Consider the following 25,917-nt stretch of genomic DNA (forward strand, 5'->3'; position numbering starts at 1 on the left):
CTTAACTTGCAACTAAAAAAATGCCTAAAATGCAAACAGATGTTTTCTTATCCTTGTCCATTTTAATTCAAGATATCCCGTTTCGTAAAGACAAGGAATGACACAATGAGTGATGCAATGCCCCAAACACTAAGCACAATAAGGGAAAAACCCAAATTCATACCTTCGATTGGAGGTAACCCGCCAGACAAATAATTCGGAAGTTCGAGGTTAACCATGAACAAATACTTCGCGGTCTGCCAAGATGCTGCCATACTGGTCAAGATTGTTCCTGCAATCAAAGCGGCCATCATGATAACAATACTTGCAGCAGTACTGCGCACAAGCACAGATACCATAAATGCAAGCATAGCCACAATTACACTCACAAACCAGATCAGTCCTGCCTGCATGAGCATATACAGCCACTGGTCTACAGCATGCACTGCCGACATATCGACATCTGTTCCCACAACTTTGAATCCTGTGAAGATTGGCATGTTGAAGCCTTTATAACCAAAGACTGCACCCGATATGACATAACATATAATGTAGGCTGATACCACTATGATCGAAACAAACATAATCAGCGTAATTAATTTACTCAGAAGCACTTTCCAGCGTCTAACCGGACGCGTTAAAAGCATTTTAATCGTCCCTGTCGTACGTTCACCAGAAACAAGATCTGAAGCAATAGCCATGATTAACAGTGGAATAAACAATCCAACCGCGTTGTTCATGAACTCCCGCGTAAAGGTAACACCACCCGGTTCTTTGGGATTGATGTCATTTTCAAGATAATACTGCATCTGTTGGATATATACTGTTCTATATTTTTTGTACTCTTCAGGTACCCGATCGCTACCGAGCGAATTTTGATTGTCTGTGATGGCCTGTTGCAGTTCAAGACGCCAATCGCCGCCAAACTTGTCGCGATTATTCTCCGCAGATTTCATCTGGGCATACGTAAACATCGGTACGAGGACCGCAAGTACAATAAATATAATATAAAGCCGTTTTTTCTTCACCATCTTAATCGTTTCATTGCGGATCAGCGGCATGATATTACTCAATGGATTCACCTTCTGTCATTTTTAAGAATAGTTGTTCAAGCGTAGGCTGAATCCGCTGTACCCCTTCAACCTGAATACCTGCTTGAACCATCTGCTGCACCAGATCAGGGATTCGATCTTCATGCATCTCGGCAACCACAGCGTTGGGACCAAGTCCCGCAACAATGGTATCATCCATCACATCCGCAGGTCGACCTACCAGAGCAATGCCTGCATCCTGTAACATCTTTTTGCCTTGCTCCAGTGGTGAAACATGCCATATGGCCAACTTGGAATGATCTTCAATCAGTTCGCTTACACCTCCAACGGCAAGCACACGTCCAGCACTGATAATGGCTACTCTGTCACAGAGAAGCTGGATCTCACTTAACAAGTGACTGCTGACAAATACAGCCATACCTTCACTGGCAAGTTGCTTAATAAAGACACGAAGTTCCTTAATACCTTTTGGATCAAGGCCATTTGTCGGTTCATCCAGAATGAGCAGACGCGGTCGCCCAAGCAGCGCTTGTGCAATACCGAGCCGCTGACGCATACCCAATGAGTATGTTCTGACTTTATCGTGAATGCGCTGATCCAGACGCACAATATCCACAACTTCCTGAATGCGCTCGTTGTCCACACCTGGTTGCATGCGGGCAAAATGCTCCAGGTTCTCCCACCCTGTCAGATATGTATATACCTCCGGATTTTCAACAATGGAGCCTACATACTTTAAAGCTCGCTCAGGGTCCCGATTCACATCATAACCACAGACTTTAATTTTTCCTTCTGTCGGTTTGATCAGATCCACCAGCATCCGTATCGTTGTTGTTTTTCCGGCACCGTTGGGACCGAGAAATCCGAAGATTTCACCAGGTTTTACGTCAAATGTAACGTCTTTAATGATCCACTTGCGTCCGATCCGCTTTTTCAGATTCTGTACAGATAGGACGGAATCATACTGCTGCTCTGCCATTTAATTTCCGCTCCCTTCTGCCGGTGTATCTGCCTGGAATTCCTGTGCAATCCGAACTGCAATTTGTTCATAACCTTGTCCGTTGGGATGGAAATGATCTGACGAGAGATACTCCCCCAGATGATTTTCAAACAAATCGAATGTAGGGACCAGTGTCATCTTGTCCTCATTGTTCAAAATAGCCAGTGCAGCATCGTTCCATGCAGCCACCACTGCATTACCCGGCTTCTCCAGTTCCTTCACATCGCCAAACGGATTGTACAACCCTATGTACGCAATCTGTGCATCGGGATTAATTTCTTTGACTTTCTTCAATATCTCTTGAAGGCGCTTCGACGTTTCCGGCAAAGCCGCTGCCAGCTGCTCTGCTGTTGGCGGATCTTCCCCCTGGAGAACTTGTCCTCCCTGGAACAAATCATTTGCGCCGATCGAGAGCAAAATAAAATTGGATTGTTGCAGGACGTAACGCACGCCTTGCTCATCGAGTTTTTCCAATAAAGCATCTGTTCTCAAACCGTTCACACCCAGATTATTAAGAACCTGAACGTCATATCCTTTATCTTTAAGCAGGTTCCCTGCACGTCTCACAAAACCAAGTCCTTCATCATCCCCCGTGCCTCTTGCCAGGGAATCACCGATGACGGCCATCCGAATCTTGCCATCTTCCACGACAGCCGGTTCCCCCTCGATCTCCTTAGATGGAGCAGTTGCCTCCTGGCCTGTCGTTAATGCGGAATCTCCCTCGGGGAAAATCACGTCTTTTATGGCGTATCCAAATCCAAATAACAACAACAAAGTTGCCAAGATGGATACTGTGCTGACAGTTCTCCAGATCCAGGGTGCTGAATCAAGGCTTTTTTTCTTTTTCATCTTCACATCTCCGCTCATGTACACCAATCCGGGTGCTTTATAATTTATAATGACTTTATATTAAGGCGTGTCTGAAAATCCGCTTCCTTCGGAGTTTTCAGACACGCCCTGATGATGCTATTCCTAAATAACATAAATGTTCTGTCGTTAATTTGCAAATTTTGGCGCTATATTCGCAGAATTCATTTTTCTTATGTCATTTTACGGAAAAAAGGTTATACCATACACAGATTTGAACTGTGCTGGCATAACCTTGTGGAAAAGAAAATCATACTTTCTTCATTATAAATCGATTACTTACCGATAAACTCTTGTGCCCAGTATCCGTTATAGAAACCTACACCGATATGCGTAAAGTTTTTGCTCAGGATATTGGCACGGTGACCTTCACTATTCATCCAAGCTGTAACCACTTCCTGTGGTGTTTTTTGTCCTTGGGCAATGTTCTCACCTGCATAGCTGTAAGTTACTCCGAATTGTTTCATCATATCAAACGGAGAACCATACGTAGGTGACTGGTGATCAAAATAGTTATTGTTACTCATGTCTTTTACTTTAGCAACAGCTACTTTGTCCAGAAGTGCATCTGAAGTCAGGGCGTTCAGACCTGCTTTAGCACGCTCAGCGTTCACAAGTTTTACAACTTGAGTAGCAAAGTCGGATTGTGTGCTTTCGCTACCATTATTACTTGTATTGTTACCTGTATTACCTGTGTTACCCGTGTTTGAAGGATCTTTAGCCGGTGTAGTTTCCGGTTTTTCTTCTTGAGCTGGTTGTTTAGGTTTAGTCGGTTGCTCAGGCTTAGTTGTAGGCTCAGCAGGTTTTGTTGTTGGTTGAGTTGGTTTTGTTGTCGGCTCAGCAGGTTTCGTCGTTTGATCAGGCTGCGTAGCAGGTTTCTCTACAATTTGCCCCTCGGATACGGTGTATCCATTTTGTTTGAGCCATTTCTCAATATAAGCTTTCAAGCTGTCTGTGCTTGTAATTTTGTACGTTGTGACAGTCTTATATGTTGAATCTGCAGCAGACGCGGAAGCAGGAAGCATTACCCCTACGGCCAGTACGGCTGTCAGACTACTCGTTACGACAGTTTTCATCCATTTCTTTTTCAAATTCATTCATCTCCTTAAGATTAGTTATTACAACTTTGTAATTAATACTCTAGCAGTATATCAATTCAACAGGAGATTGTGAACCTATAAAATATGGAAAAGTAACTTTTTTGTCATTTTTTAGCCATAAAAAAAAGACATTCGAACTAAAAATGCTAGTCGAATGTCGCTTCACCATCTATTTATCATTCACCACACCAGAATGTGCAGATCAGGATATCATGAGAATTTCCATGCAATAGAAGAAACTTTTTTTATACTATAGAAGAACTTTACTGAACCGATAACCTCTCTTCTGAAAACCAATGTGCTCATAAAAAGAGTACGTTGTTGAAGTCACTTCACGGTTTGCACCCGTGACAAACAGTTGTTTACCACCTTGCTGTCTGCCCCAATCTTCGGCACGAGCCATCAGACGACGGCCAATCCCACCACCACGATGTTCTTGACCTACAATCAGGGAAGTAATTTGTGCGGCAGGTTCTGGATAGGCGTGACTTTGCACACATTGCAAGCCAATCACACCAATAATTTGTTCATCCACTTCGGCAACAAGCATGCATGCGTTTGGATTGGTTTCCAAACATTCAATACGTTCTTTCATGACATTGGTTGTTGTCGGATAGCTGACCTCTCGCATCAGTCCCGTTACCGCTTCAGCATCTCGTAGCTCACACTCTCGGATCATCAGTACAGGGGCCTCAACATTATTGGACATGATTTACCTCCACTTTCAGCATATTAGCGGCTTGCACCGCTGTTTTACGAGCTTCTTCCACATCTTGACCAGCACTTAAGGCTACAGCCATTCGGCGTCCTACTTTGGTCTCAGGTTTGCCAAATACACGAATCTGAGTACGAGGAAGAGCCAGTGCTTCTTCAATCCCGCCTACAGTAAAGTCAGATGTTTCATCATTAGCCTTCAGCGTTGCTGAAGCTCCCGGTGTCAACAGATGTACACCTGTGACCGGAAAACCAAGAATTGCACGTACATGCAGCGCAAACTCGGAACTGTCTTGCGTCACCATTGTAACCATACCTGTGTCATGTGGACGAGGAGATACCTCGCTGAACACAACACCATCCGATGTGAGGAACAATTCCACTCCAAACAGTCCATACCCGCCAAGTTCATCTGTGACGGATTTGGCAATATGACAAGCTTGCTGCCATTGCTCAGGAGTCATTGCATGAGGCTGCCAGGATTCGACATAATCCCCATCCTTCTGAATATGACCAATCGGAGGACAAAATACGGTGCCTGATACAGACCTAACGGTAAGTAATGTAATCTCACTGTCAAATTGCACAAAGCTCTCCACAATAACACGAACGGATTTGCCACGAGCCCCCGAAAGAGCAATGTTCCAGCAATCCTCCACGTCGCCCGGTGTTCGGCATACACTCTGCCCTTTGCCGGAAGAACTCATTAATGGTTTAATGACACAAGGTGTGCCAAGCTCACGTACGGCTTCCTGAAGTTGTTCCAGGTTGTCCGCAAAAAGGTAATCAGCTGTCGGAAGTTTCAATTGTTCGGCTGCAAGCCGACGGATGCCTTCGCGATCCATCGTTAGACGTGCAGCTCGGGCAGTAGGTACTACACAAAATCCCTCTTCCTCAAGCTCCAGTAAAGCTTCTGTTGCAATAGCTTCAATCTCAGGTACGATGTAATGAGGTTTTTCTTTACGGATCAATTGTTTCAAAGCTTCGGCATCCAGCATGTCGATGCAGTAAGACCGGTGCGCGACCTGCATTGCAGGTGCGTTCTCATAACGATCAACAGCGATCGTCTCTACTCCCAGTCGTTGGGCCTCAATAACGACCTCTTTTCCCAATTCTCCACTGCCTAGTAGCAGCATTTTTTTGGCTTGAGCCGTAAAAGGAGCACCCCACATGTTCTTTCCAATCCTCCCAAAGAGAAATCTTCTATATCTGTCTCTCTATTTTCGGGGTTTTGGTTAAAGATTGCAAGAGTACTCCCTATTTTTCTTGTGAATTTTACAAGATTTTTTGTGTTTTTTCGATCAAATTTTACAATTACCGCTTACAGATTCGATACTCCTTCCATTCCTCCCAAAATTAAGGAAATGTTAAAAGATCAGACTTTAATACTCCAACGAATCGAAATACGCAAACAAATCCCAAGTTTAAAGACTTGGAATTTGTCGATTTTTTTCTCTGAAGATTTCATTATGGGAAGAAACGTAAGCCATCTGGGGTGCGTCTGGCGTCATATATTGTTTCGCACTATTAACTGCCACGATCGCATCATTGAAGGCACCTGCAATGAGTCTAACTTTGCTCTCGTGGGTCGCACAGTCCCCTGCTGCAAAAACACCCGGAAGACTCGTCTGTGCATGGTGTGTCATTAGAACCATTCCATCGTCCATTTCTAAGCCACAACTGGCAATATCACTTAAATTGCTTTTATATCCATGACTAATGACGACTTCATCTACTTCCAACACTACATTGTCCTGACTTTTCATATGCGTGATCACAACCTGCTGGATTCGATTTCCATTATTATGAAGCTGCGTGATGCTGTATGGTGTTCTCACATCCGTTATGTTGTTCATCTCACTGACATTTCGTTCCATCGCGCGGAACTCATTATTCCGGTGGATTACAACTACACTGCGAGCAAGTTGAGCAAGTTCAATTGCCCAGTCTACAGCACTGTTGCCTCCACCCGAAATGAGTACACGCTTCCCAGCGAAATGTTCTGGATTTTGAACGGTGTAATGAAGGTTCTCTTGCTCATATTCAATCGGCTCCTGAAGCTCCAGCTTCTGAATCTCTGCGATACCGCGGCCTACTGCAACAATGATCGTGCGCGTATGGTGTATCTCCCCTTCAGCGGTATACATACTCCATATTCCGTTATCCAGTCGGGAAAACCTTTCTACCTGGCATTTCAATACAACCGTTGGATTAAACGTATTTGCTTGCTGAACAAGCCATTCGATCAACTTCGAACATTTCATAGGTGGCAGGCCACCAACATCCCAAATTGTTTTTTCCGCATAGGTATGCAGAAAACCACCAAGTTGGTCCTTCCCTTCAATGATTTTGACTTTCATATCACGCATCCCTGCATAAAAAGCCGCATACATGCCAGCAGGGCCGCCTCCAATGATGGTTACATCATAGATATCCTCTTCATTCATTTTAAACACACCTTGTTTATTTAGTTATGAATTCGAGATACAAGTAACATTCCCAGTTTGCTTTATTTGTTTTTTGCTTCAAAAGCAGCAACAATATCATCAATGACATATTCATCGGCAAGTGGAGACATTCCCAGATTGAACCATTCCTTGCCACCCACCATGTAGACGTGGTCCTGCTTGACTGCTTTCAGATTTTTCCATAACGATGAAGATAACATTTCTTCAAATTTCTTTTTAATTTCCGGATTAGTCTCATCATCCAGCTGTACGATCAGATGATCTGCGTCGTATTCAGGCAGTACTTCCAAGGATACGGACATGGCCGTTTGATCTTTCGGGAAATTAGGAAGTGGATTCATTCCCAATCGTTTGTGGACAAAGTTTCCTCGGTCAAGGTTCTCCCCATGAAGTACGATTTCTTTTTCCATCACTCTAATGTAGAGAACAGTCTCCTCACCAATCAGCTTATCCAATTTGGCAGCAGCTACCTTCTCCTTATCCACCAAATCCTGGATCACCTTTTCTGCCTGTTCTTCTTTGTCCAAAACTTTGGCCATATCCCGCAGTTCATCGCGCCAATCATCACGCTGTGGCAAAAGTACGGTAGGTGCAATCAGAGTAAGCTGATCATAGTCCTTTTTGGACCACCAGTCAGGAGCGATAATTAAATCCGGAGCTGCCTCCATGAGGGCTTCAAAGTTAGGCGTTCTTCCTATTCCCATTTTCATCGTGTTTGCAAATGGCTCTTGCAAGTAAGAAGGAAAATCCTCATGGTAGTTCTGTACAGCAATGGGTACGATGCCAAGTGAATATAAAAATTCTGGATATACAACGGACAAACCAACTATTTTTTGTGGGTTCACCGGAATTTCAACTTCTCCCATTTCCGTGTTCACTTTTTTCACCTGACTGGCTTCTGTTGTTGAAGAATTGGCGGAACCCGCTTCTTGTCCCTTGCTCGAGGATGCTTCTTTGCCTGCTGCACCACAAGCCGAAATAACGAGCATCAACATCATTGTGCATATTACGGTTAACCTTCTGAATCTCATTCTGTATGTACCCCCTATAGGTCATTAATATATGACAATGTCTAATCAATAATAATTATCATTATCACTACGATATAGGAGTAGTATAATAAAATATGTTCAGGCATGATATTGACTATTCAGACTTTTTGCTATGGACGATCTTGCCATAACTTTAATATTTCATCCAACATAAGCTCATGGGTAAACGCAGTGTAGTCCAGCAGGACGCTCGACAACAGGATATCCATTCTGCCATTCTGTACCGCTAACAACGCAAGCCATTCTTCAGACTTACGCACAGCAGACCATGTCTGCCTGGATGTCTCATCATCACCCACAATCAGTAATATTCTTTCCACGTTGAGAACAGACAACTCCCTAATGGTTACTGTGCCCCGTTCCCAATAAGTCTCAACTCCTTCGGGACCCTCCATTTGCATATCAACGTAAAAAACGGAAGCAATGCTCCTTGGGCCTAACATCTGCAACGCTTCACCATAAACTTTGAGTACAACTAATCTGTCTTTTCGTATGAAATCCTCAAGCTGGTCCTTTATGGTCGTTGCCTTCTCTTCATATCTTTGAAGCCATACCTCTGCAATATCCGACCTGTCCAAAAAGCTTGCAACATATCTCAAATGTTCTCTCCAATCGCCTTTTTCCCACGGGAGGTCACACACAGGAGCAATGGATTGAAGCTGACTTTGCGAATCCTCAGACTCGGTCCCAATCGTAATAATATAATCAGGTTTAACTAATCGAAGCTGTTCCAGCCAAGTGGTCTCACTCTCTGCGAGTGGCATAACTTTGTCCGTTTCATATTTACGTCTATAATAGTACGTCCATGGATGACTTGCCGGCGCTGCACAGGGAATGATCTGCAATGCAAGCAGTATACCAATGCTCACAGAATGAATTGCAGCAATTTTTTGTTTGCTATTACGTATAAACGCTGCTGGTGCAATGCCAGAGATTTGCTTGAATTTACGCCGGAAATACGTCTCATCCTGATAACCCACGTACGATGCCACATCCTTGAGTCGATAACTGTGATCATTTCTCATTAAGATCTGGGCTTGTTTAATTCGGTATAGCGTTAAATAGTCCACTGGACTATAACCATACCTTTTCTTGAATAAACGCATGAAGTGTCGAGGGCTCATTCGTGCCACATTTGCTAGTTCCTCAATGGTTAATCTCTTCGAATAATTCTGCTCCATGTAACCTTTGACATGTTCAATTGGTGAAGCCAGGTCCGTTTTTTCGGTAAAGGCCACGTCGTAAAACATGGTATACAATAGTTCCTGAAAACGAATCTGACCATAGTACCTTTGCAAACCATCCTTCTTCAACGTGTGGTGGTAAATCATCTGACAGATCACGCCAACAGCAACGGGTGAAGATGAGCTGACCTCGCCATTTACTTCATTACGTAAAAGTTGCTTCATCATTTCAAGGGCTGTTCCACCCTCCTGCTCCAGTGCGTACATGACATCAAAACTCATGTGATACACGCCTCGTTCATCCAACGAATGCACATTTGCCTCAACCAGTTGCCCCGGGAAGCCTACATACAGTCCGCCCGCCTTTAATTCAATGAAACTGCCATCTATCTTTAACCACCCTTGCCCACTGGCTACAAATAATAACATGTATGTTTCAATGAAGTGTTTCCTCAGAAACCACTCCGTCGCAGGATCACTTGTATAATTCACGTGAAGGAGCCTAAAATTCATATGATCCAGATGATCCAAATGCTTTGAATTTATTTCGTTGTTGTCCATCTGCATTGATCTCCCTCCAGCCATGAACGATTGTATTGATTTCATTCTTCAAAAATATAACATACCACACTAACGAATAAAAAAAACACTCCGGCTATCCTCTAACCTGTCTTCAATGAATAAGATGCACTTATTATTGAAGGATCAGGCTAAAAAACACCAGAGTGTTATAAGTTCATATGTGTTCAGACGCTTCACAGGCGTCCAAAGGTTTCATCACAAAAATCTGTATTGAGCTTCTATTAATCCATTATAGACGCCTTGTTTTTGGATCAGCTGCTCATGGTTCCCCTCTTCTTTAATTTCACCATGATCCAGGACGATAATGTTATCTGCATTCCGGATGGTTGAGAGACGGTGAGCGACCATAAAGGACGTTCTTCCCTGCAACAGCACCTTCAACGCTTCCTGGATTTTGAGCTCTGTCTCCGTATCAATGCTGGCTGTAGCTTCATCCAGAATCAGTATGCGTGGATCAGCAAGCAGCGCACGGGCAAAGGATAACAGTTGTCGCTGTCCCATGGATAATACGTTCCCGCGTTCCTCTACTTCAGTATCATATCCGCCAGGCAGCTTCATGATGAACTCATGTGCATTGACTGCTTTGGCTGCATCCTCCACCTCTTCATTCGTTGCATCCAGTCGTCCAAATCGAATATTGTCACGAATCGTACCCGAGAAGATGAAGGTATCCTGTAATACAATGCTGATCTGGCTGCGCAAACTCTCTACCGTTACATCCCGCACATCCTGTCCGTCAATGGTTAGACGTCCGCCGGATATATCATAGAAACGACTGATCAGATTGATGATCGTACTTTTACCTGAGCCCGTATGACCAACAAGTGCAATCGATTGTCCCGCAGCCGCTGAGAAGCTGATTCCTTTCAGCGCCTGTCTGCCCTTCTCGTATTCGAACACCACATTTTCGAATGCGATATCTCCTTTAATAGAAGGAAGTGGCTTGGCACCTGGTTTATCCGCAATACTTGGTTTTTCATCCATGAATTCGAAGATACGCTCCGATGATGCCATCGCAACCAGCAACTGATTGTACATCTGTCCCAGACGGTTGATTGGGTCCCAGAAGTTGCCGACATAGTTGGCAAAAGCCACAAGTAATCCCACAGTCAATTGACCTTCCTGAATCAGATAAGCACCAAACCAGAAGAGGATTAATGTACCAAATCCACCGGTAATCTCAATCAGCGGTCCAAAGCCCTGGTTCATCGCTGATGCTCTATCCCATGACTTTTTGCTGGACAGATTCATGTTGTCAAAATACTTCATGTTCTCTTTTTCCTGTGTGTAAGCCTGAGTCACTCGAATCCCCTGAATGGATTCATTCAAGTGGGAGTTAATACGAGAGTTCTTCATGCGCACATCCTGCCAAGCACGGCGGATTAGTACCCGCAGCTTTGTCGAGATGATAAACATGATTGGCACCGTAATAATTACGGCAAGACCCAGTTTCCAGTTAATCAACAGCAAGATTACAATGATCCCGAGCAGTTGCACGCAGTCGATCATGACGTTAACTGCACCGTTGGTGAATAGATCCTGAAGGGAGTTAATGTCATTCGTAACACGAACCAGTACCGAACCTGCCGGTCTTTTGTCAAAAAAGTTAAAGGACAGCTTCTGGATATGCTTGAACAGATCCGAGCGAAGGTCATAAATAACACGCTGTCCGATAATGTTTGTCAATTTGATCCGGTACGTATTGGCAGCCCACTGGATGAGATACAACACAAATATAGAGCCTGCGATAAGATATAGCATAGTCATGCTTGGCAACCCCGTTGCCGGTGCAATGGCCCGGTCAATCGCCATACTGATCAGAAAAGGTACGGACAATTTCGTAATGGTACCCAAGATCATCATTAGAATAACGAGTGGTAACAGTTGTTTTGCATAAGGTTTCATGTATGCAAATAAACGTCCGAATTCTTTCCAGTTAAACGGTTTTTCAATAATTTCATCATCCTGATACACAAATCGTTCATTCAGTTTCTTCTCAGAGGCCACTTTTGCCTCGCGCCTGTCTGCTATCGTTTCGGCACTCATGAATTCACCTGCTCCCCAGCCTCCCGCTTACCGCGGGCAATATAATCTGCATATTGAATTTTATAAACATCCTGATATGGTCCAGGCACTTCAATGAGTTCGGTATGTTTACCACGTTGTACCACGCGGCCTTCATCGAGCACCAGAATCTCATCTGCATGTCGTAGTGAAGATATCCGGTGTGCAATAATAAATGTCGTTCTGCCGCGCATAACTTCCTGGAAACCGGACTGAATCTCATGTTCCGTCTCCATGTCCACGGCGCTGGTTGCATCATCAAGTACCAGAATTTTCGGATTTTTCAGCAAAGCCCTTGCGATCGCGATCCGCTGTTTCTGTCCACCCGATAAACCCATACCGCGCTCACCAACCACCGTGTCATATCCGTCCGGGAACTCCATAATGAAGTCATGAGCCTTGGCCAGCTTGGCTGCACGGATGATCTCATCCATGGTGACGTTCTTAAGCCCGTAGGAAATATTATTGCGAATGCTGGATGAGAACAGGAATGTTTCCTGGAAAACAGAAGCGATCTGACTCCGCAAACTGCGGATACCTATATCTTTGATGTTTTTGCCATCCAGCTTGATCGTTCCCGAGTTGACGTTATAGGCACGCATCAGAAGCTGAATGATGGTCGATTTACCAGACCCTGTACCCCCGAGGAAACCGATTACAGAACCGGGTGCAGCATCAAAATTAATATCAGTTACCGCTGGCATTTTGTTGCCGTAGGCAAAGGTAACGGATTCAAATGTCACATGGCCATTCACCTGGTCTGCCTCAACAATGACTGGATCTTGCGTTTCTTCCACATCCACTGGCGTATTCAGCAGTTCGAGCACCCGTTCACCTGAAGCTTTGGATTGCGTATAGTTGTTGATATGGAACCCAAGGTTCCACATTGGACCGATTATGTACCAGATCAAACTGAAAAAGGCAACGAGTTCACCAAGTGTCAGCGTCTTCTGTATAACCATTCTTCCACCGATCACCAGCATCAGTACGATACTCACCGAAGCAAGAATCTCCATGATCGGAAAATAACGACTCCACAATGTTGCGGCATGAATCTGATTTGTTTTGTAACGTTCATTACGTGTGGAAAATTTCTCCACTTCATATGGCTCACGTGCAAAGGATTTTACCGTACGTACGCCAGTGATATTCTCCTGTACCGCTGTTGTCAGTGAACTGAGCGCCAGCCGCATCTCCTGAAACGCAGGGTGAATTTTGGATTCGAATCTCAGCGCAACGAAGGCAAGTAATGGGATGCATATGAGCGTGAACAGCGTAAGCTGCCAACTCATGGTCATCATCATGATTGCGCCGAATACGACCATGAAAACCATGTTAAGAATCTGGGCGAAACCAAATCCGATAAAGTTACGGATGGCTTCCAAATCTCCCGTGAGGCGGGACATCAGATCACCTGTCTTGGCCGTATCATAATAACGGAAGGATAAAAATTGAAGCTTTTCATAACATGCGTTACGAAGTCTGTACGCCAGGAAGTTACCCAAGCGTCCTCCAAAAAATCCGTGTAAAAACTGCATTCCCGCTTTCAAAATAACTACACCTAACACAGTCAAGGCAATTATGGGAACGTCTTCAAAAGTTCGCGGAACAATAATGTCATCAATCAGTATCCTCAGCATGTACGGATACACCAACCCAAGTGCGGTCGCTAAGGCGAGGAACAAGATTGATACAAATAAATACGTTCGCTTTTCCCAAAAAAAGGTTTGCAGTTGCCTAAGAACATCCATGTTTCTCCTCCTCTTATGTCGTTCAAAAATACTATGAACATTTATGAAGTTTATCACCGTACCCCATTCGCGGCAAAGCGAATAACAGACCATATTCTGCCTGCTTTCAGCTTATTGACGCATTAACGAAGGTAAATACCCACCTTTCAATCAAATGTTTGAATATTCTCTTTATTTCAGGTTGTTCGTACCAAAAAAAGGCTCCCTATATGCCTTTTGGGCAGGGGCCTTTTTGGGTTGATTTTCGCAACATTTTCAATGTGTTGCTGTATCATTCATTTTGTTTTACAAAGACTTCCAGAGAATACGCGTTATGCCGTGATTTTAACTGCGTTCAATCTGTTCCAGTTGGTTAGACAAGCTGGTCCATTGCTCCGCCGGAATTCCGCTCTCCAGTGTATCTTGAATTCCACTTACCGCCTCTTCCAGACGTTCTTCCAACTGACGGGATTGGTGTTGCAAGGATTGACAGAGCTGGTTGTCATAAAACTGAATCAGTTTTTCTTGCGCAGCAGGAAGAACTTCAATGATCATCTGTTTGAGGACAGGATCAAGTGCCTCCTGTAACCGCTGACGTCCATCCCCTTCGAAGAACTGCTTCGGATTACGGAAATAATTCAAATAGCTTTTCCATCCAGATGGTTCTTCCAGACGAACTTCTTCAAGCACAGGTGTACTCCAGCGTTCGTTCAGTGGCAGTGACACATCCACGCCCCCTGATAACTGTCTCACCTCATCTATACAATCCGTAACTTGCTTCATCAGCCAGGTCTGACCTGCTTGTTCAAGTCTGAGGGTGGTAGCGAGCAGTTCCTGCTCCAGTTCAATGGCAATCATGCGTAACAGTTCACGTCCACAGGCTGCAAAAGCCGCCTTCAGATTGCCTCGATCCTCCCGAAGTACGGATGGATGGAATGCTTCTGCCATGAATAGACCAAGACGATAAGCAAGCCGCTGCCGCACATGGAAGAGCAATTCTGCTGTTTCCTGTGACAATTCTTCCTTCATGGATCTTGCTGCAAGTTGCTGTATGCGCTGACGTGACTGTCCCTGAATCGTCTCCAGTTCATCCCGCCGCTGCTGCAATACTTCTTCACCCTGAGCCGCATCCTCTGCACGATTCTTCAGCCGCTGAATCACACGTGCCATCTCTTCGGAAGCTCCACCTACAGCAAGATCGGCTAATTCTCTGCCTGCAAATTGGTTGAACTCTTCCTCAAAACGGTTAAAACCAGATTGCTCAAGCAGCTTCGAATCCCCTTCCATCTTGCCTTCCATTGCCAGTATGCTGGATACCGGGAAGAGTCGTGGTGCCCGAATTCCATTACTGCGCAGTTGGGTACTCACATGATCGAGAACCTGCTCCAGTTCTTCCTCAGAGGAAGACAAGTCACTGGCATTCACAACAAAGAACATCTGATCCATGGCAGAACTATCTTTAACACGTCCCAACTGATTCAGGAACTGTCGATCTCCTTGGGAGAAAGCATGGTTGTAATACGTTACAAAAATGAGTGCATCCGCATTCTTCATATAATTGAAGGTTACACCCGTATGACGAGCATTCACGGAGTCCGCTCCTGGTGTGTCTACCAGTACAATGCCTTGTTCAGTCACATCGCAACTGTAATACAGATCGATACTGTCTACAAAACAGGACTTCTTCTCGTTTGCGACAAAGTTACGATAACCGTCCAGATCCACCAGCACATCCTGACCTAACTGGTCCGCTGTTTCTTCCCAGCCGGCTGCTGCCGCCTGCAAAAAGCTGTAATGCGGGCGCCCCGCGGGGTGTACATCCTGTGGTGAGAGGGAGCGTACTCGCTTCTGCCACTCCGCTCCCGGCTCACCCAGTCCGAGTAATCGGAAGGAATAGCCGAGGTCTTCCTGGAAGGCGTCCCGGGTCTTCATGCGGACCCGGGCTGTTCCATGCTCCGCGCCCCCGGCAGGAGCCATGATTCGGTTAATCGCCGCTGTTGTTGGATGCGGCGAGACGGGTAGTACAGCTTCGCCCAGCAACGCGTTGGCGAAGGAGGATTTGCCGGCGCTGAATGCTCCGAACAGCGCCAGAGTGAACGTGCCGCCCGCAAGCGAAGCCGCGCGTGCACGCAGATCCCGTACCGCCGACCCCATGGCGGGGTACGGCTCTACCAGCGCAGCAGCGGCTTCAAGCCGTGCCGCTGCTGCGTCCAGGCGTCGGCGGCGTTCAGCAACAGCCGCCGCCGATGGCCCAGGCACCGCCGCTGCGGCTGCGCGCTGCGCTGGCGGTGCCTCTGACGTCTGTGGCTGCGCAGCCACAGACGTTGACGTGCCCGCATGCGAACCGGGAGCTTCGCCCGGTTCTGGCACCGCGGGCACGTGCGGGCCCTTCACCTCCGGCAATAGCCCGGAGGGGAGGGGGCCCGCATGGGGCAGCAGGCTGCGCAGCCCTGCTGCCTCTGCGGCGGCGCTGCGCTGGAGCGCCGTGTAGCGCGCCGCCGCCGCGGATTGCTCCAACAGCGCTGCGCGGCTGGCGTCCAGCGCCTGGAGCGCGGCTTCGCCTCGCGCGCCCAGCGCCTCCAACATGCGGTCGGCCAGCATCATGGCCGACTTGCGATAGCGGGCCTCAATTTCGCCCCGCACATCTTTACTGAACTGAATCACATATTCTGGAGATACCTCTGCACTGACACTGCGTTTCATCTCCAATAGTGCTTCATCTACAGCAGGCAGCTCCGTATTAAGCGCCTGCTCCCACTCCGCTCCCCATAGCTGATGGGATTCACCCAGCTGTCTAAGCATCGTACGAATATGTACCTCAACTTGTCCGGAAGCCTGATCCTGTAACAGTCTGACCAGCTCAGAAGCACGACGTTGTTTCTCCTGCTCGGTTTTTCCACCTGAGAACAATAAACCTACCCTGAAACCTGGTTTGCGGCTCTCCAAATAGGCAGCAGCCGACGCACGAATATCCGCAGGAGTAAGATTTGCATTCGCCAGAAGAGGTTCAAGCTCCGCCCGGAATTTCTCACGCACTCGCGAAGGCCCGTTACGAATGTCTGCTGCTTGTTGATCAAGAAGCTCCAGCTCTCGTTCCAAGCGTTCAATTCCTTCCTTGCCACCAATTTCATCCAGCAGGGAATTCTCTTCGTCTTCACGTTTCTCGGCTTCTCTCGTCAGGTGTTGCTCCGTTACATGACTGGCCGAACTTGCCAAACTGTGCGTAATTAACGCTTCCTTCTCTTGCATCATGTGTCCAATGAGTTCCGGAAGCACATCCCACTGGTTGTAGCGATGCTGCTTGTCGCGGAGGGAAGTAAACAACAGTCCGTCATATCTGACTTCCCAGGCCGCAAATATAGCTTCGACACCTTCGGTATATTGGTCAAAAGAGAGCTCACGCTCCCGATGCTTGTCGATCTGGTTCACGATCAAAAACAACGGTTTGCCCCAATCCGACAGACTCTTGGCAAATGAAAGGTTTGTCTCGGACTGGACATGGTTATAGTCCATGACATAGAACACCACATCCGCCAGATGGAGCGCTGAATGGGTTGCGAGACTATGTCCGCGATCTGTTGAATCCACACCTGGTGTATCCAGCAGGACAGCATCATCTTTCAGCAGCGGAATATCATCCCATACCTCAATTGAGCTGTAAGCTCCACCATTTTTGCAATACTCCTCCAATTCCTCTGGAGAAACTTCAAGTGTTCCTGCCCCATTGTCAGCGCTTACGTTTGGAGTAGTATAAATAAGCGCTCTTGGCTTACCATTACGTATGGATACCACATTTGCACTTGTTGGAACGGGACTTGAAGGCAGCACCCGCTTACCGCATAAACTGTTGATGAGACTCGATTTGCCTGCAGAGAAATGACCACAGAACGCAATCGTCAGATGTTTCATTTCCGCCTTGCTGATTAAATCCGTTATAGCCTGTACAGCCGTATGGTCCCCTGTCTGCTCCATCGCTTCACGCAGCGGAAGCAGAGGTTTGGCCATTTCTTTTGGGTAATCTGTTCTGGACATGACTGGCCTTCCCCCTGGCTCCTCTAATTTGACATCCGTTTCGACGCCTATCTCTTTTACAACATTTATTTTAACATTATCAAGTTTGAATTTGAACGGTTGGAATTGAATATACATAAATGAACGTATAAGTTCTATAATCTAAAAAAAATAAAACCGAACAAGTCGGTTTTATCTGTAATACGTTTTATACTCGGTATTTAGCAAATGCTTACGCCAAGGGTCTGTTGCATGAATGCGATGCGATCACCTTAACCACAACGATCCTCATCACATTAATACAACAGAACCAATAGTGTAATCACTTCTTATGAAACTGCGTTCTCCATGGAAGGCAGCAAGATTTCAAATACTTGTCCATGTTGCAGAATTGTAATGTCTCTGCCTTTGTCTCTCATAACAACAACTTCGGGTTTAACGGACATACGCTCCAGATAATGTTCAGGCACGTCGCCAGAGTGGCTTACTGTGATGCCTTCTACTTCTTTTTCTTCATTTTCAGCCATTTCCTGTTCAACGATTTGTTCAAAGATATCGGAGAAGGCCTCAAAATTGTCAGTGTACACGGAAATGCATTTCATGATTATTCATCCTTTTCTGCTCATTAATTTATTTTTCGTTTTCGGGTGGTGACACGTTCCTTATCTTTCCTGATTTGGGACGTTTTCATACGTTTTTTCCCTTCCCTGCATATGTCCAGCAATGGACAGATATGACATGCAGGGTTCTGTGCCTTGCAATGGTAGCGTCCAAAAAATATAAACCGGTGGTGAGTTAAAGTCCACTCGTCCCGGGGTACGCGCTTCATTAGTTTCTTTTCGACTTCAAGTACGGAGTCATCCCAACCTGCAAGCGCCAGCCGCTTGGATACACGTTCAACATGAGTATCTACCGCAATTGCCGGTACTCCAAACGCATTGGAAACAACTACATTCGCGGTTTTCCGCCCGACACCTGGTAGCGTCACAAGCTGATCATGTTCCTGCGGTACATCACCGCCATACTGCTCTATTAAAATTCGGCACATGTTCTGAATATGCTTGGCCTTGTTCCGATACAAACCGATTCGCCGAATATCCTGTTCCAACTCTTCGAGAGGAACCGCCAGATAATCTGCTGGGCTTCTGTACTTCTGGAACAAATCTGCGGTTACCTTGTTCACCGTTTCATCGGTGCACTGGGCAGACAAAAGGACAGCTACCGTCAATTCAAATGCATTGCTGTGATTTAATTCGCAATGTGCATCAGGAAACATTGCTTCCATAGTTTCGAGTATATGTCTAACCGTCGCTGCATTCATGAAGAGCTACCTCCCACAAAATGACTCCACTCTGCGGAGCCTTACTTCGAAGCTTCATCCGAGTACTTTGCGGGGACCTCAAAAAGCTTGCAAAAAAAACGTCTTGATGCGGGAAAGATCCCGTATCAAGACGGTCATTCTTTTGATCCTCGAAAAGAAACGATTACTGTTTTTGAATCTCCAGAATAACATTGTTCAGGAGATACAATACAATATTATCATTATCTCTGAGAGATTGCACGCTTAAAGTATTGTCACCCTGGTGAACAAATACACTTGATCCGAGTGCAAAACGATAGTTTGTGTCTGCTGTCGTTTCCCGTTTAACCAAAATCTGGTTGCCAACGCCATCATAAGACCAGAATTGTTTGCTCATGACAGTTAGTACTCTGAAACGTGTGGAATTATCCGTATCTTTTGTCATTTCCACACGATCTCCTACCGTAAGACTAGACAATGAAGTTAATGTGGAGCCAGATTTTACGACTTTAACCGAACCGCTAACAGGCACGGTTTCAGTCTGGCCGTTAAACTGTTTGAGCGTTACAGATGAAGCATCCACCGCTGTAACTTCAGCCAGCGTACGCTTCACAACTTGAACCGCTTTTGGCGTAGCTCCTTCAAACGTTACATTAATCAGGTTACCTGCTGTCAGTTGTGAAGGCGTGATCGTCTGACCACTCTCTCCTGTCAGTACGGCTTGATCCACGTAGAACTGACTTGTCAACAGATCGGATTTTACTCGAATACGACTATTTGCTTCCAAGGCAACCACTTCGAATTGAGCCACAGTGTTCAGTGCAACCTTCTGCACTACATCCTGATTTGCTCCAAGCGTTACGGTCACTTTGTCACCAATCTTCAAATCTCCCAGACTTGCGCCCGATTTGTTATAGATCTCAACCGTAGGTGCGGTAGTATAAGGCACTGTAATCGTCTGATTACCAGACAACAAGCTGATTTTCTTGCCAGAAGTATCAATGTTGCTGATCGTACCTTCATACTTGTAAATCACTTTAACGGATAATGCACGTGTCCCCACATAGGTCAGATCCAATTTGCGACCATCATTTAAGAGTGACTCCAGACCAGCCAGTGTAGGTTTGGTTGTATTGTAATCCAGTTTGGTTTTCTCATCCAATGTAAATACAAACGGTTTTTTGTTGTTATCTAACACGGTAAGTAACTTTGTTTTACTATTGTAAGACACAACCGTTACCCCGTTCATAGGTTCCATTTGACGTCCAATCACCTGAATACGCGTTACCTGGTCGTCAGAGTTCAATGTCAACTCCACCTGATCCCCGTTCGTTGCATCTGTGATGAGATCATTTAGCGTCGCATCCTGAATACCATTAATAATAACTTCCGGCTTTTCAGTCAGCAATTTCGCCTCAAGGGAACCCCCTTCACGTTTAAACGTTAACGTGGACTGGTTGCCACCGATCTCAACCAATGTTCCGCGCACAGATTGCTCCACACCTTGAGACAATGTGATAGTTTGCAAAACACTGTCCTTTACGGTATATTTCACGGCACTGCCGGCTTTGAGATCAGCCACTGACATGATACGGTTTTGATATGTGATAAGCAGATTGTCATTGTATGCGAACTGTTCTGTAGCACCCGCTGCATTGACAAGTTTGATCGTTTTTCCAGAAGTGGATACTTCAGCAACTACGCCATTATCACTCTTGTTAACAATGCCGGATTTCACACGAATAGCGACTGTTTTTTTGTCAGCCGAGAACGTCTCACGCTGTACTTCGATGATGCTATCTGTCGTAATATCGGACAGTTTGATTGCATTACCATTCTGATCGATGAATGCAGTTGCCTCATCATAACTGTACGTTTCGTAATTCTCGCCCACAAAGATACCAATTTTATTACCAGACAATGAACGTGCAAATGTACCTTCAACACTTTCCACCTGCGGTGTAGCATCAACAACTTCCACATAGGAAGCCCCACCTGCCGAACCTACAATCATAACTTTCGTATACAGCTTCACATCTGTGGCGGAAGCACGAGTTTCACTGTCTTTCGTAAAGTAAGGCGTACTGCTGTTCACTGCGAAGTTAACGGCTTTTCCGTCCACAACCAGCGTGATCTGCCCATCTTTCAATCCTGTCACATAACCCGTGGATGTGTTCGGGTACGTTGTATCCGTTAACGATTCACCACGACTGAAGAAGGTAGCCAGTTGAGCACGGGTTACGGAACCAGTTGGATTGAATTTGTTGCCTTCCACACCTTTGGCCAGATCCAGGCTAACAGCCAGATTGACATAACCTTTACCACTTTCGGAAATACTTGCATTATCAGCAAATCCGGTAGATTGATTGTTTTGTGCCTTCGCTTCAGCATCCTTGTCCAATGAACGGATTAACAATTTCGTAATCCATTCCCGTGAAGCCGGTTTTTGACCCCAGGAGGTCTTGGATACATCCACCGTTGATTCTTCCGTTTTGTCAATCAGTCCCAGTTGAAGTGCCAGCGCGACATATGGCTTGAAATAATTTCCCACTTCCATGTTTGTCGGTAATGCCGCAGCCGTGTCGGTATTCAACTGGCCCTCTTGATTCATAAAACGGATTGCCATCGTTACAGCTTCTTGCTGTGTTACCGCGTCTCCTGGACGGAACAGGCCGTTGTTACCGAGAAGAATACCTTGATATGCCAGTTTGTACACATGTTTTTCAGCCCAGTATCCGACCTTGATGTCACTGAACAAACCAGTTGGTGCAGCCGTATTTGTTATTGCAGCAGTCTGACCCTGCCCCGTTTCTGTTGATTCTGCTGCCATGGCAGCTCCGCCGGCGCTAAGGGCCATCATGCCTGCAAGCACGGCTGATACTACTTTTTTAGAGTGTGATGTATGGTTATATTTAAAAGTCACCTATGATTCCCCTCTCTCATGTAAAACGACCCATATTCCGTGGATTCACGGTACAACAGCATGCTGTACATCCTATTCGGATCTTGTCATTGGATGTTCAAGATCCACATGGCCCATCAGACTCTCCGTCTGCTGACCATCCACCAGTAAATCAAGTGATTTTACTTCATCAAACTGGAAGAACGTTTGTTTTAGAGCATCCAGCGCATAAGATTCTCCACCTGCTCCAAGACGTGCCGTATCTGGCATATGAATATCCAGCGTAAGAGCTCCATCCTTGAACTGAACAGACTTCAATTCAATTTCTTTAGACCACAGCGGAACAAGTTTAGCGTCTTTGCTCTGTTGCAGTGATTCAAAGGCAGCTTTATATTTGGCATCATCCGATGCGTATGAAATCTCTGCCGAAGCTTTGTGCAACTCCAGTTCTTCTTCATCCGTATAGAATACAGTGATCGTTTTCTTTTCATTACTTTCGGAAGTTGCCGGCTTCTCCGTAGACGTTTCGCTTGGCGGAGTAGTTGTAGTCGCTTCCTCTGAGCTGCCTTCCTCCGTGGATTCTGTAGGCGTTGTATTCTCTTCAGGCTCAGCAGTTACCGGTTCGGTAATTGTTTCACCTTCAACCTCGGTTACATTGTTTTCAGTTCCTGCGCCTTGCGTCTGATTCGGAGCAGCTGTTGGCTTGCTTCCACATCCAGCAGCAACTGCCATAACCGTTACCAGCAAGGCTGCAATCCATATTTTCTTGTTCATTCTAACTCCGCCTCCTCAACATAAGGGCTTGTCCCTTATTTAATTCCCAGATACTCCTTGATTCCTGCAACAATCCCTTTGGCAACACTGTTCTGGAAACTCTCAGTGAACAGGGCTGCTTCGTCGCTCTTATTGCTAAGGAATCCACCTTCCAGCAGAACTGCTGGCATTGTCGTTTCACGGGTCACATGGAGACTTGCCGTTTTCACTCCACGATCCTTCAGTCCGGAAGACTGTAAAAGATACTTGTGCATCACTGTAGCAAGTGCTTTGCTGTTGGAGCGTGTATAGAATGTCTCTACACCGTTCGCAGCAGCAGGGCCACTGTTAGCATGAATGGAGATGAAGATATCCGCTTTTATGTCTTGTGCAATCTTCACACGTTCTTTCAATGCCAAAAATGTATCATCGCTGCGTGTTAACACAACGTCAATTTTGGATTCTTTTTTCAACAAGGCTTCCACTTTCAGAGCCATTGCCAGATTGAAGTCTTTTTCGCGTTTACCAGTTACACCGATTGCCCCAGGATCATGATCTCCGTGACCTGCATCGATAACGACAACTTTTTTGCCATTATTACCAACTGGAGGAGCAGGTGTACCACTTTGATTGTCGAGGTTAATCATAACCAGTCCGGAATCATTTTGCACACTGTACCCTTTTGAACTGGACAGATCGATCACAAAACGAATTGTAGATGGACTGTTGCTGTATAATGAGTAACGAATCTTCGACACATCCGGATAACCGCTAACGACGAGTTGTCCATTCTGGTTGCTGTCTAGAGCCTGTCCTTCACTGAATGAATCAGCAAATGCGGTATTCGGCAAGTCTATAACGATTCGATCTGGTCCTGTCATCGTGAAGACGTTCGGCTTCGTACTTCCGCTTGTTGCAATCATGAAGCGGTTGTCGCTGAAGCTGATGCCGTTCACCAGTACAAGACCTTCCTGATCCGATCCTCCGCCATTATTGCCAGAGTTCGGAGGAGTGGTTGTCCCGTTTCCGGAACCTGAATTCTGGGTAACTAATGTTACCGTCTTCGTGGTGTTGTTCCAACCCACCTTAAGACCCATTTCCTCACCAATAAATCGGAGAGGCACAAGTGTAGTACCGTTTTTAACGAGTGGCGGGGCATCCAGGTTTACGTTACTGCCGTTCACCGTTGCCGTCTTCTGTCCAACAATCATCTGCATGGCAGTGTTGTCTTTGCTGATAGTCACCGTTTGCGTTTGCTGCTTCCACTCCACGCTATATCCAAGATTTTCAGACACAACCCGGATCGGAACCATCACCTTGCTGTTGATAATTTCCGCTTTTGTATCCGATGGCTGTACGATTTCTTTTCCGTCTAGGATAATTTTCGTGTCTGTTGCTGCGTGACTATAGCCCGGGAATACGAGCCCAAAGACAAATAACAGTACCAAAAAACCGAACTTCTTCATCCTTCACCCCTACCATTCTCATATTTTTTTGCCGCATGTTGTCATTTTCCAACTCCGACTGACCGTTTGGGCATTACCAGACACCTATTAGACGCCCCTCGCTCTCAAAAGTTGCGAATATATTCCAACATAACAGAAAAAAAACGTTGTCAGATCAAGCTTTTTTTACATTTTAATGTCTTCTTTTTTCCTTATTTATCAAATATACATCTCTAAACAACGTACTACCCTAACCTTCATATTTGCGCACAATTCAATTTACAGTCCCAAAAATTCAACAATTCCGTCCACAATCGCCTGTGCACATTTGTCCTGGTATTCTTCCGTGAGCATGACTGCTTCATCTGTAGGGTTACTTAAAAAACCAAGTTCAAGTAACACAGCAGGCATGGTTGTTTCACGCGTCACATGCAGACTAGCCGTTTTAACCCCACGATCCTTGAGTCCTGTTACCGGCAACACATATTTGTGAAGAGTGTCAGCCAAAGTTTTGCTTTCTTTACGACTGTAGAGCGTTTCAATGCCGTTTGGTACCGGTGTAGTGAATTTGTTTCCATGAATGGATACAAAAACATCTGCCTGATTCAATTCAGCAATATCCACACGCTGTTTGAGCGAAAGTTCTGTATCATCCTGTCGTGTAATGACCGTTTGAATATTTGAGTATTTTTGAAGGATTGCCTGTACCTTCAGCCCTACAGCCAGATTGAAATCCTTCTCATAAGCTCCTGACAAACTCACTGCACCCGATTGACGACCACCATGTCCCGGATCAATGACCACAATCGTTTTGCCATCATTGGTAGGTACTGCCGGTTGGCTTGTCGGTTCTCCACTCGTGGCTGTCAGGTCAACGAGCAAGACATTGTTATCTCCAACAGACCATTTGGCTGTAGCCTTCTGACTCAGATCTAGAACGACACGAACGGTAGAAGGCGATTTACTGAACATGGCATACCGGACTTTGGAAACTATTGGTGAATCCGTAACGAGAATCTGTCCACTGCCATCCGGGTTAGAGGCTTGTCCCTGAATGAATTCCTGAGAGAATTTCGCTGAAGGCAGATCAACAATAATTCGGTCTGGCCCACCAATACTGGATACTTTGGGGCTAATATTACCGTTTGTTGCTACAATCAAGCGATCTCCGCTGAAGCTGATGCCTTGAAGTTCTGTCAAACCATCCGGGACAGGTGCCTCGATGGGGTCACTGTCACCTTCCGTTTCAACTACGGGAGGAATACTAAATAGGCTTACTGTCTTGGTTCCATTGTCCCAGCCAACACGCAGACCCATGCCTTCCCCAACAAAGCGTAACGGAACAAGCGTAGTTCCCTGTTTGATCAGTGGGGGCGAATCCAAGTTCACCACGTTTCCATTCACTGTAGCTGCATCTTTGCCAGCTGTCATTTGAATCGTACTGTTTCCTTTTTGAACCTGGACTGACTGAGTTTCCTTCTCCCACTTCACCTTATAACCCAGGTTCTCGGATACAATTCGAATGGGAACCATGACCGTTTTCCCGATATTCTCTGCAGGTGCACCCGTCTGCTGGTTAATGGTTACACCGTCGAGTACAATCGAGGGAGTGGTGTCTGCATGGGCCATGACTGGAAATAAACATAGGAACAGAAGAAAAACAACTGCTGCCGACCATTTTTTCATACCTCATCCACCATTCTTTTTGTCTTTT

Annotated in this window: 18 protein-coding genes; all 18 read right to left on the bottom strand. The window is 45.8% G+C overall.

Going from position 1 to position 25,917, the window contains the following annotated elements:
* Window positions 1-62 precede the first annotated feature (62 nt).
* The 18 genes from MKY44_RS17185 to MKY44_RS17270 all read right to left on the bottom strand — a co-directional run bounded on the left by MKY44_RS17185 (window position 63) and on the right by MKY44_RS17270 (window position 25,889).
* Window positions 63-1,052 (bottom strand): ABC transporter permease, encoded by a 990-nt coding sequence (locus tag MKY44_RS17185; protein WP_036613298.1) that lies wholly within the window; start codon window positions 1,050-1,052, stop codon window positions 63-65.
* On the bottom strand, window positions 1,045-2,010 hold the full coding sequence (locus MKY44_RS17190) for an ABC transporter ATP-binding protein (RefSeq protein WP_105599344.1): 966 nt from the start codon (window positions 2,008-2,010) through the stop codon (window positions 1,045-1,047). The genes MKY44_RS17185 and MKY44_RS17190 overlap by 8 nt, the downstream gene beginning before the upstream one ends.
* Window positions 2,011-2,880, bottom strand: a complete 870-nt coding sequence (locus tag MKY44_RS17195) for a GDSL-type esterase/lipase family protein (RefSeq protein ID WP_341007998.1) — start codon at window positions 2,878-2,880, stop codon at window positions 2,011-2,013.
* Between the two features lie 293 nt (window positions 2,881-3,173).
* Window positions 3,174-3,989 (bottom strand): CAP domain-containing protein, encoded by an 816-nt coding sequence (locus MKY44_RS17200; RefSeq protein ID WP_341007999.1) that lies wholly within the window; start codon window positions 3,987-3,989, stop codon window positions 3,174-3,176.
* 259 nt (window positions 3,990-4,248) lie between these two features.
* Window positions 4,249-4,707, bottom strand: a complete 459-nt coding sequence (locus MKY44_RS17205) for a GNAT family N-acetyltransferase (protein WP_017687788.1) — start codon at window positions 4,705-4,707, stop codon at window positions 4,249-4,251.
* Window positions 4,697-5,884, bottom strand: a complete 1,188-nt coding sequence (purT, locus tag MKY44_RS17210; protein WP_047843517.1) for a formate-dependent phosphoribosylglycinamide formyltransferase — start codon at window positions 5,882-5,884, stop codon at window positions 4,697-4,699. Before purT ends, MKY44_RS17205 begins: the two co-directional genes overlap by 11 nt.
* Before the next feature lie 252 nt (window positions 5,885-6,136).
* Window positions 6,137-7,159: an NAD(P)/FAD-dependent oxidoreductase gene (locus tag MKY44_RS17215; protein ID WP_341008000.1), complete on the bottom strand. Its 1,023-nt coding sequence runs from the start codon at window positions 7,157-7,159 to the stop codon at window positions 6,137-6,139.
* 62 nt (window positions 7,160-7,221) lie between these two features.
* A complete protein-coding gene (locus MKY44_RS17220) occupies window positions 7,222-8,211 on the bottom strand; it encodes an ABC transporter substrate-binding protein (protein WP_341008001.1) in 990 nt (329 codons plus the stop codon).
* 131 nt (window positions 8,212-8,342) lie between these two features.
* Window positions 8,343-9,983: an AraC family transcriptional regulator gene (locus MKY44_RS17225; RefSeq protein ID WP_341008002.1), complete on the bottom strand. Its 1,641-nt coding sequence runs from the start codon at window positions 9,981-9,983 to the stop codon at window positions 8,343-8,345.
* A 210-nt stretch (window positions 9,984-10,193) separates the two neighbouring features.
* The gene (locus MKY44_RS17230) at window positions 10,194-12,044 is read right to left on the bottom strand and encodes an ABC transporter ATP-binding protein (protein WP_341008003.1); all 1,851 of its coding nucleotides are present in this window, start codon (window positions 12,042-12,044) and stop codon (window positions 10,194-10,196) included.
* Window positions 12,041-13,813 (bottom strand): ABC transporter ATP-binding protein, encoded by a 1,773-nt coding sequence (locus tag MKY44_RS17235; RefSeq protein ID WP_341008004.1) that lies wholly within the window; start codon window positions 13,811-13,813, stop codon window positions 12,041-12,043. Before MKY44_RS17235 ends, MKY44_RS17230 begins: the two co-directional genes overlap by 4 nt.
* 324 nt (window positions 13,814-14,137) lie before the next feature.
* Window positions 14,138-17,824, bottom strand: a complete 3,687-nt coding sequence (locus MKY44_RS17240; RefSeq protein ID WP_341008005.1) for a dynamin family protein — start codon at window positions 17,822-17,824, stop codon at window positions 14,138-14,140.
* A 308-nt stretch (window positions 17,825-18,132) separates the two neighbouring features.
* A complete protein-coding gene (locus MKY44_RS17245; protein ID WP_017687779.1) occupies window positions 18,133-18,405 on the bottom strand; it encodes a hypothetical protein in 273 nt (90 codons plus the stop codon).
* Window positions 18,406-18,428: 23 nt separating this feature from the next.
* On the bottom strand, window positions 18,429-19,124 hold the full coding sequence (gene nth, locus MKY44_RS17250) for an endonuclease III (RefSeq protein WP_036607558.1): 696 nt from the start codon (window positions 19,122-19,124) through the stop codon (window positions 18,429-18,431).
* A gap of 163 nt (window positions 19,125-19,287) precedes the next feature.
* Entirely contained in the window at window positions 19,288-22,026 is a 2,739-nt protein-coding gene (locus MKY44_RS17255) for an S-layer homology domain-containing protein (protein ID WP_341008006.1), read from the bottom strand.
* 72 nt (window positions 22,027-22,098) lie between these two features.
* Window positions 22,099-22,779, bottom strand: coding sequence for a GerMN domain-containing protein (locus MKY44_RS17260; RefSeq protein WP_036671957.1), 681 nt, complete (start codon window positions 22,777-22,779; stop codon window positions 22,099-22,101).
* 35 nt (window positions 22,780-22,814) lie between these two features.
* The gene (locus MKY44_RS17265; protein ID WP_341008007.1) at window positions 22,815-24,224 is read right to left on the bottom strand and encodes an N-acetylmuramoyl-L-alanine amidase family protein; all 1,410 of its coding nucleotides are present in this window, start codon (window positions 24,222-24,224) and stop codon (window positions 22,815-22,817) included.
* A 258-nt stretch (window positions 24,225-24,482) separates the two neighbouring features.
* A complete protein-coding gene (locus MKY44_RS17270; protein WP_341008008.1) occupies window positions 24,483-25,889 on the bottom strand; it encodes an N-acetylmuramoyl-L-alanine amidase family protein in 1,407 nt (468 codons plus the stop codon).
* Window positions 25,890-25,917 lie beyond the last annotated feature (28 nt).

Origin of the sequence: Paenibacillus sp. FSL R7-0026 (assembly GCF_038004485.1) — a bacterium.
GTDB lineage: Bacteria > Bacillota > Bacilli > Paenibacillales > Paenibacillaceae > Paenibacillus > Paenibacillus xylanexedens_A.

Coding starts and splice junctions, on each gene's coding strand:
- MKY44_RS17190 (WP_105599344.1), bottom strand. CDS start 2,010: ATGGCAGAGCAGCAGTATGATTCCGTCCTATCTGTACAGAATCTGAAA.
- MKY44_RS17195 (WP_341007998.1), bottom strand. CDS start 2,880: ATGAAAAAGAAAAAAAGCCTTGATTCAGCACCCTGGATCTGGAGAACT.
- MKY44_RS17205 (WP_017687788.1), bottom strand. CDS start 4,707: ATGTCCAATAATGTTGAGGCCCCTGTACTGATGATCCGAGAGTGTGAG.
- purT (WP_047843517.1), bottom strand. CDS start 5,884: ATGTGGGGTGCTCCTTTTACGGCTCAAGCCAAAAAAATGCTGCTACTA.
- MKY44_RS17215 (WP_341008000.1), bottom strand. CDS start 7,159: ATGAATGAAGAGGATATCTATGATGTAACCATCATTGGAGGCGGCCCT.
- MKY44_RS17220 (WP_341008001.1), bottom strand. CDS start 8,211: ATGAGATTCAGAAGGTTAACCGTAATATGCACAATGATGTTGATGCTC.
- MKY44_RS17225 (WP_341008002.1), bottom strand. CDS start 9,983: ATGCAGATGGACAACAACGAAATAAATTCAAAGCATTTGGATCATCTG.
- MKY44_RS17230 (WP_341008003.1), bottom strand. CDS start 12,044: ATGAGTGCCGAAACGATAGCAGACAGGCGCGAGGCAAAAGTGGCCTCT.
- MKY44_RS17235 (WP_341008004.1), bottom strand. CDS start 13,813: ATGGATGTTCTTAGGCAACTGCAAACCTTTTTTTGGGAAAAGCGAACG.
- MKY44_RS17240 (WP_341008005.1), bottom strand. CDS start 17,824: ATGTCCAGAACAGATTACCCAAAAGAAATGGCCAAACCTCTGCTTCCG.
- MKY44_RS17245 (WP_017687779.1), bottom strand. CDS start 18,405: ATGAAATGCATTTCCGTGTACACTGACAATTTTGAGGCCTTCTCCGAT.
- nth (WP_036607558.1), bottom strand. CDS start 19,124: ATGAATGCAGCGACGGTTAGACATATACTCGAAACTATGGAAGCAATG.
- MKY44_RS17260 (WP_036671957.1), bottom strand. CDS start 22,779: ATGAACAAGAAAATATGGATTGCAGCCTTGCTGGTAACGGTTATGGCA.
- MKY44_RS17265 (WP_341008007.1), bottom strand. CDS start 24,224: ATGAAGAAGTTCGGTTTTTTGGTACTGTTATTTGTCTTTGGGCTCGTA.
- MKY44_RS17270 (WP_341008008.1), bottom strand. CDS start 25,889: ATGAAAAAATGGTCGGCAGCAGTTGTTTTTCTTCTGTTCCTATGTTTA.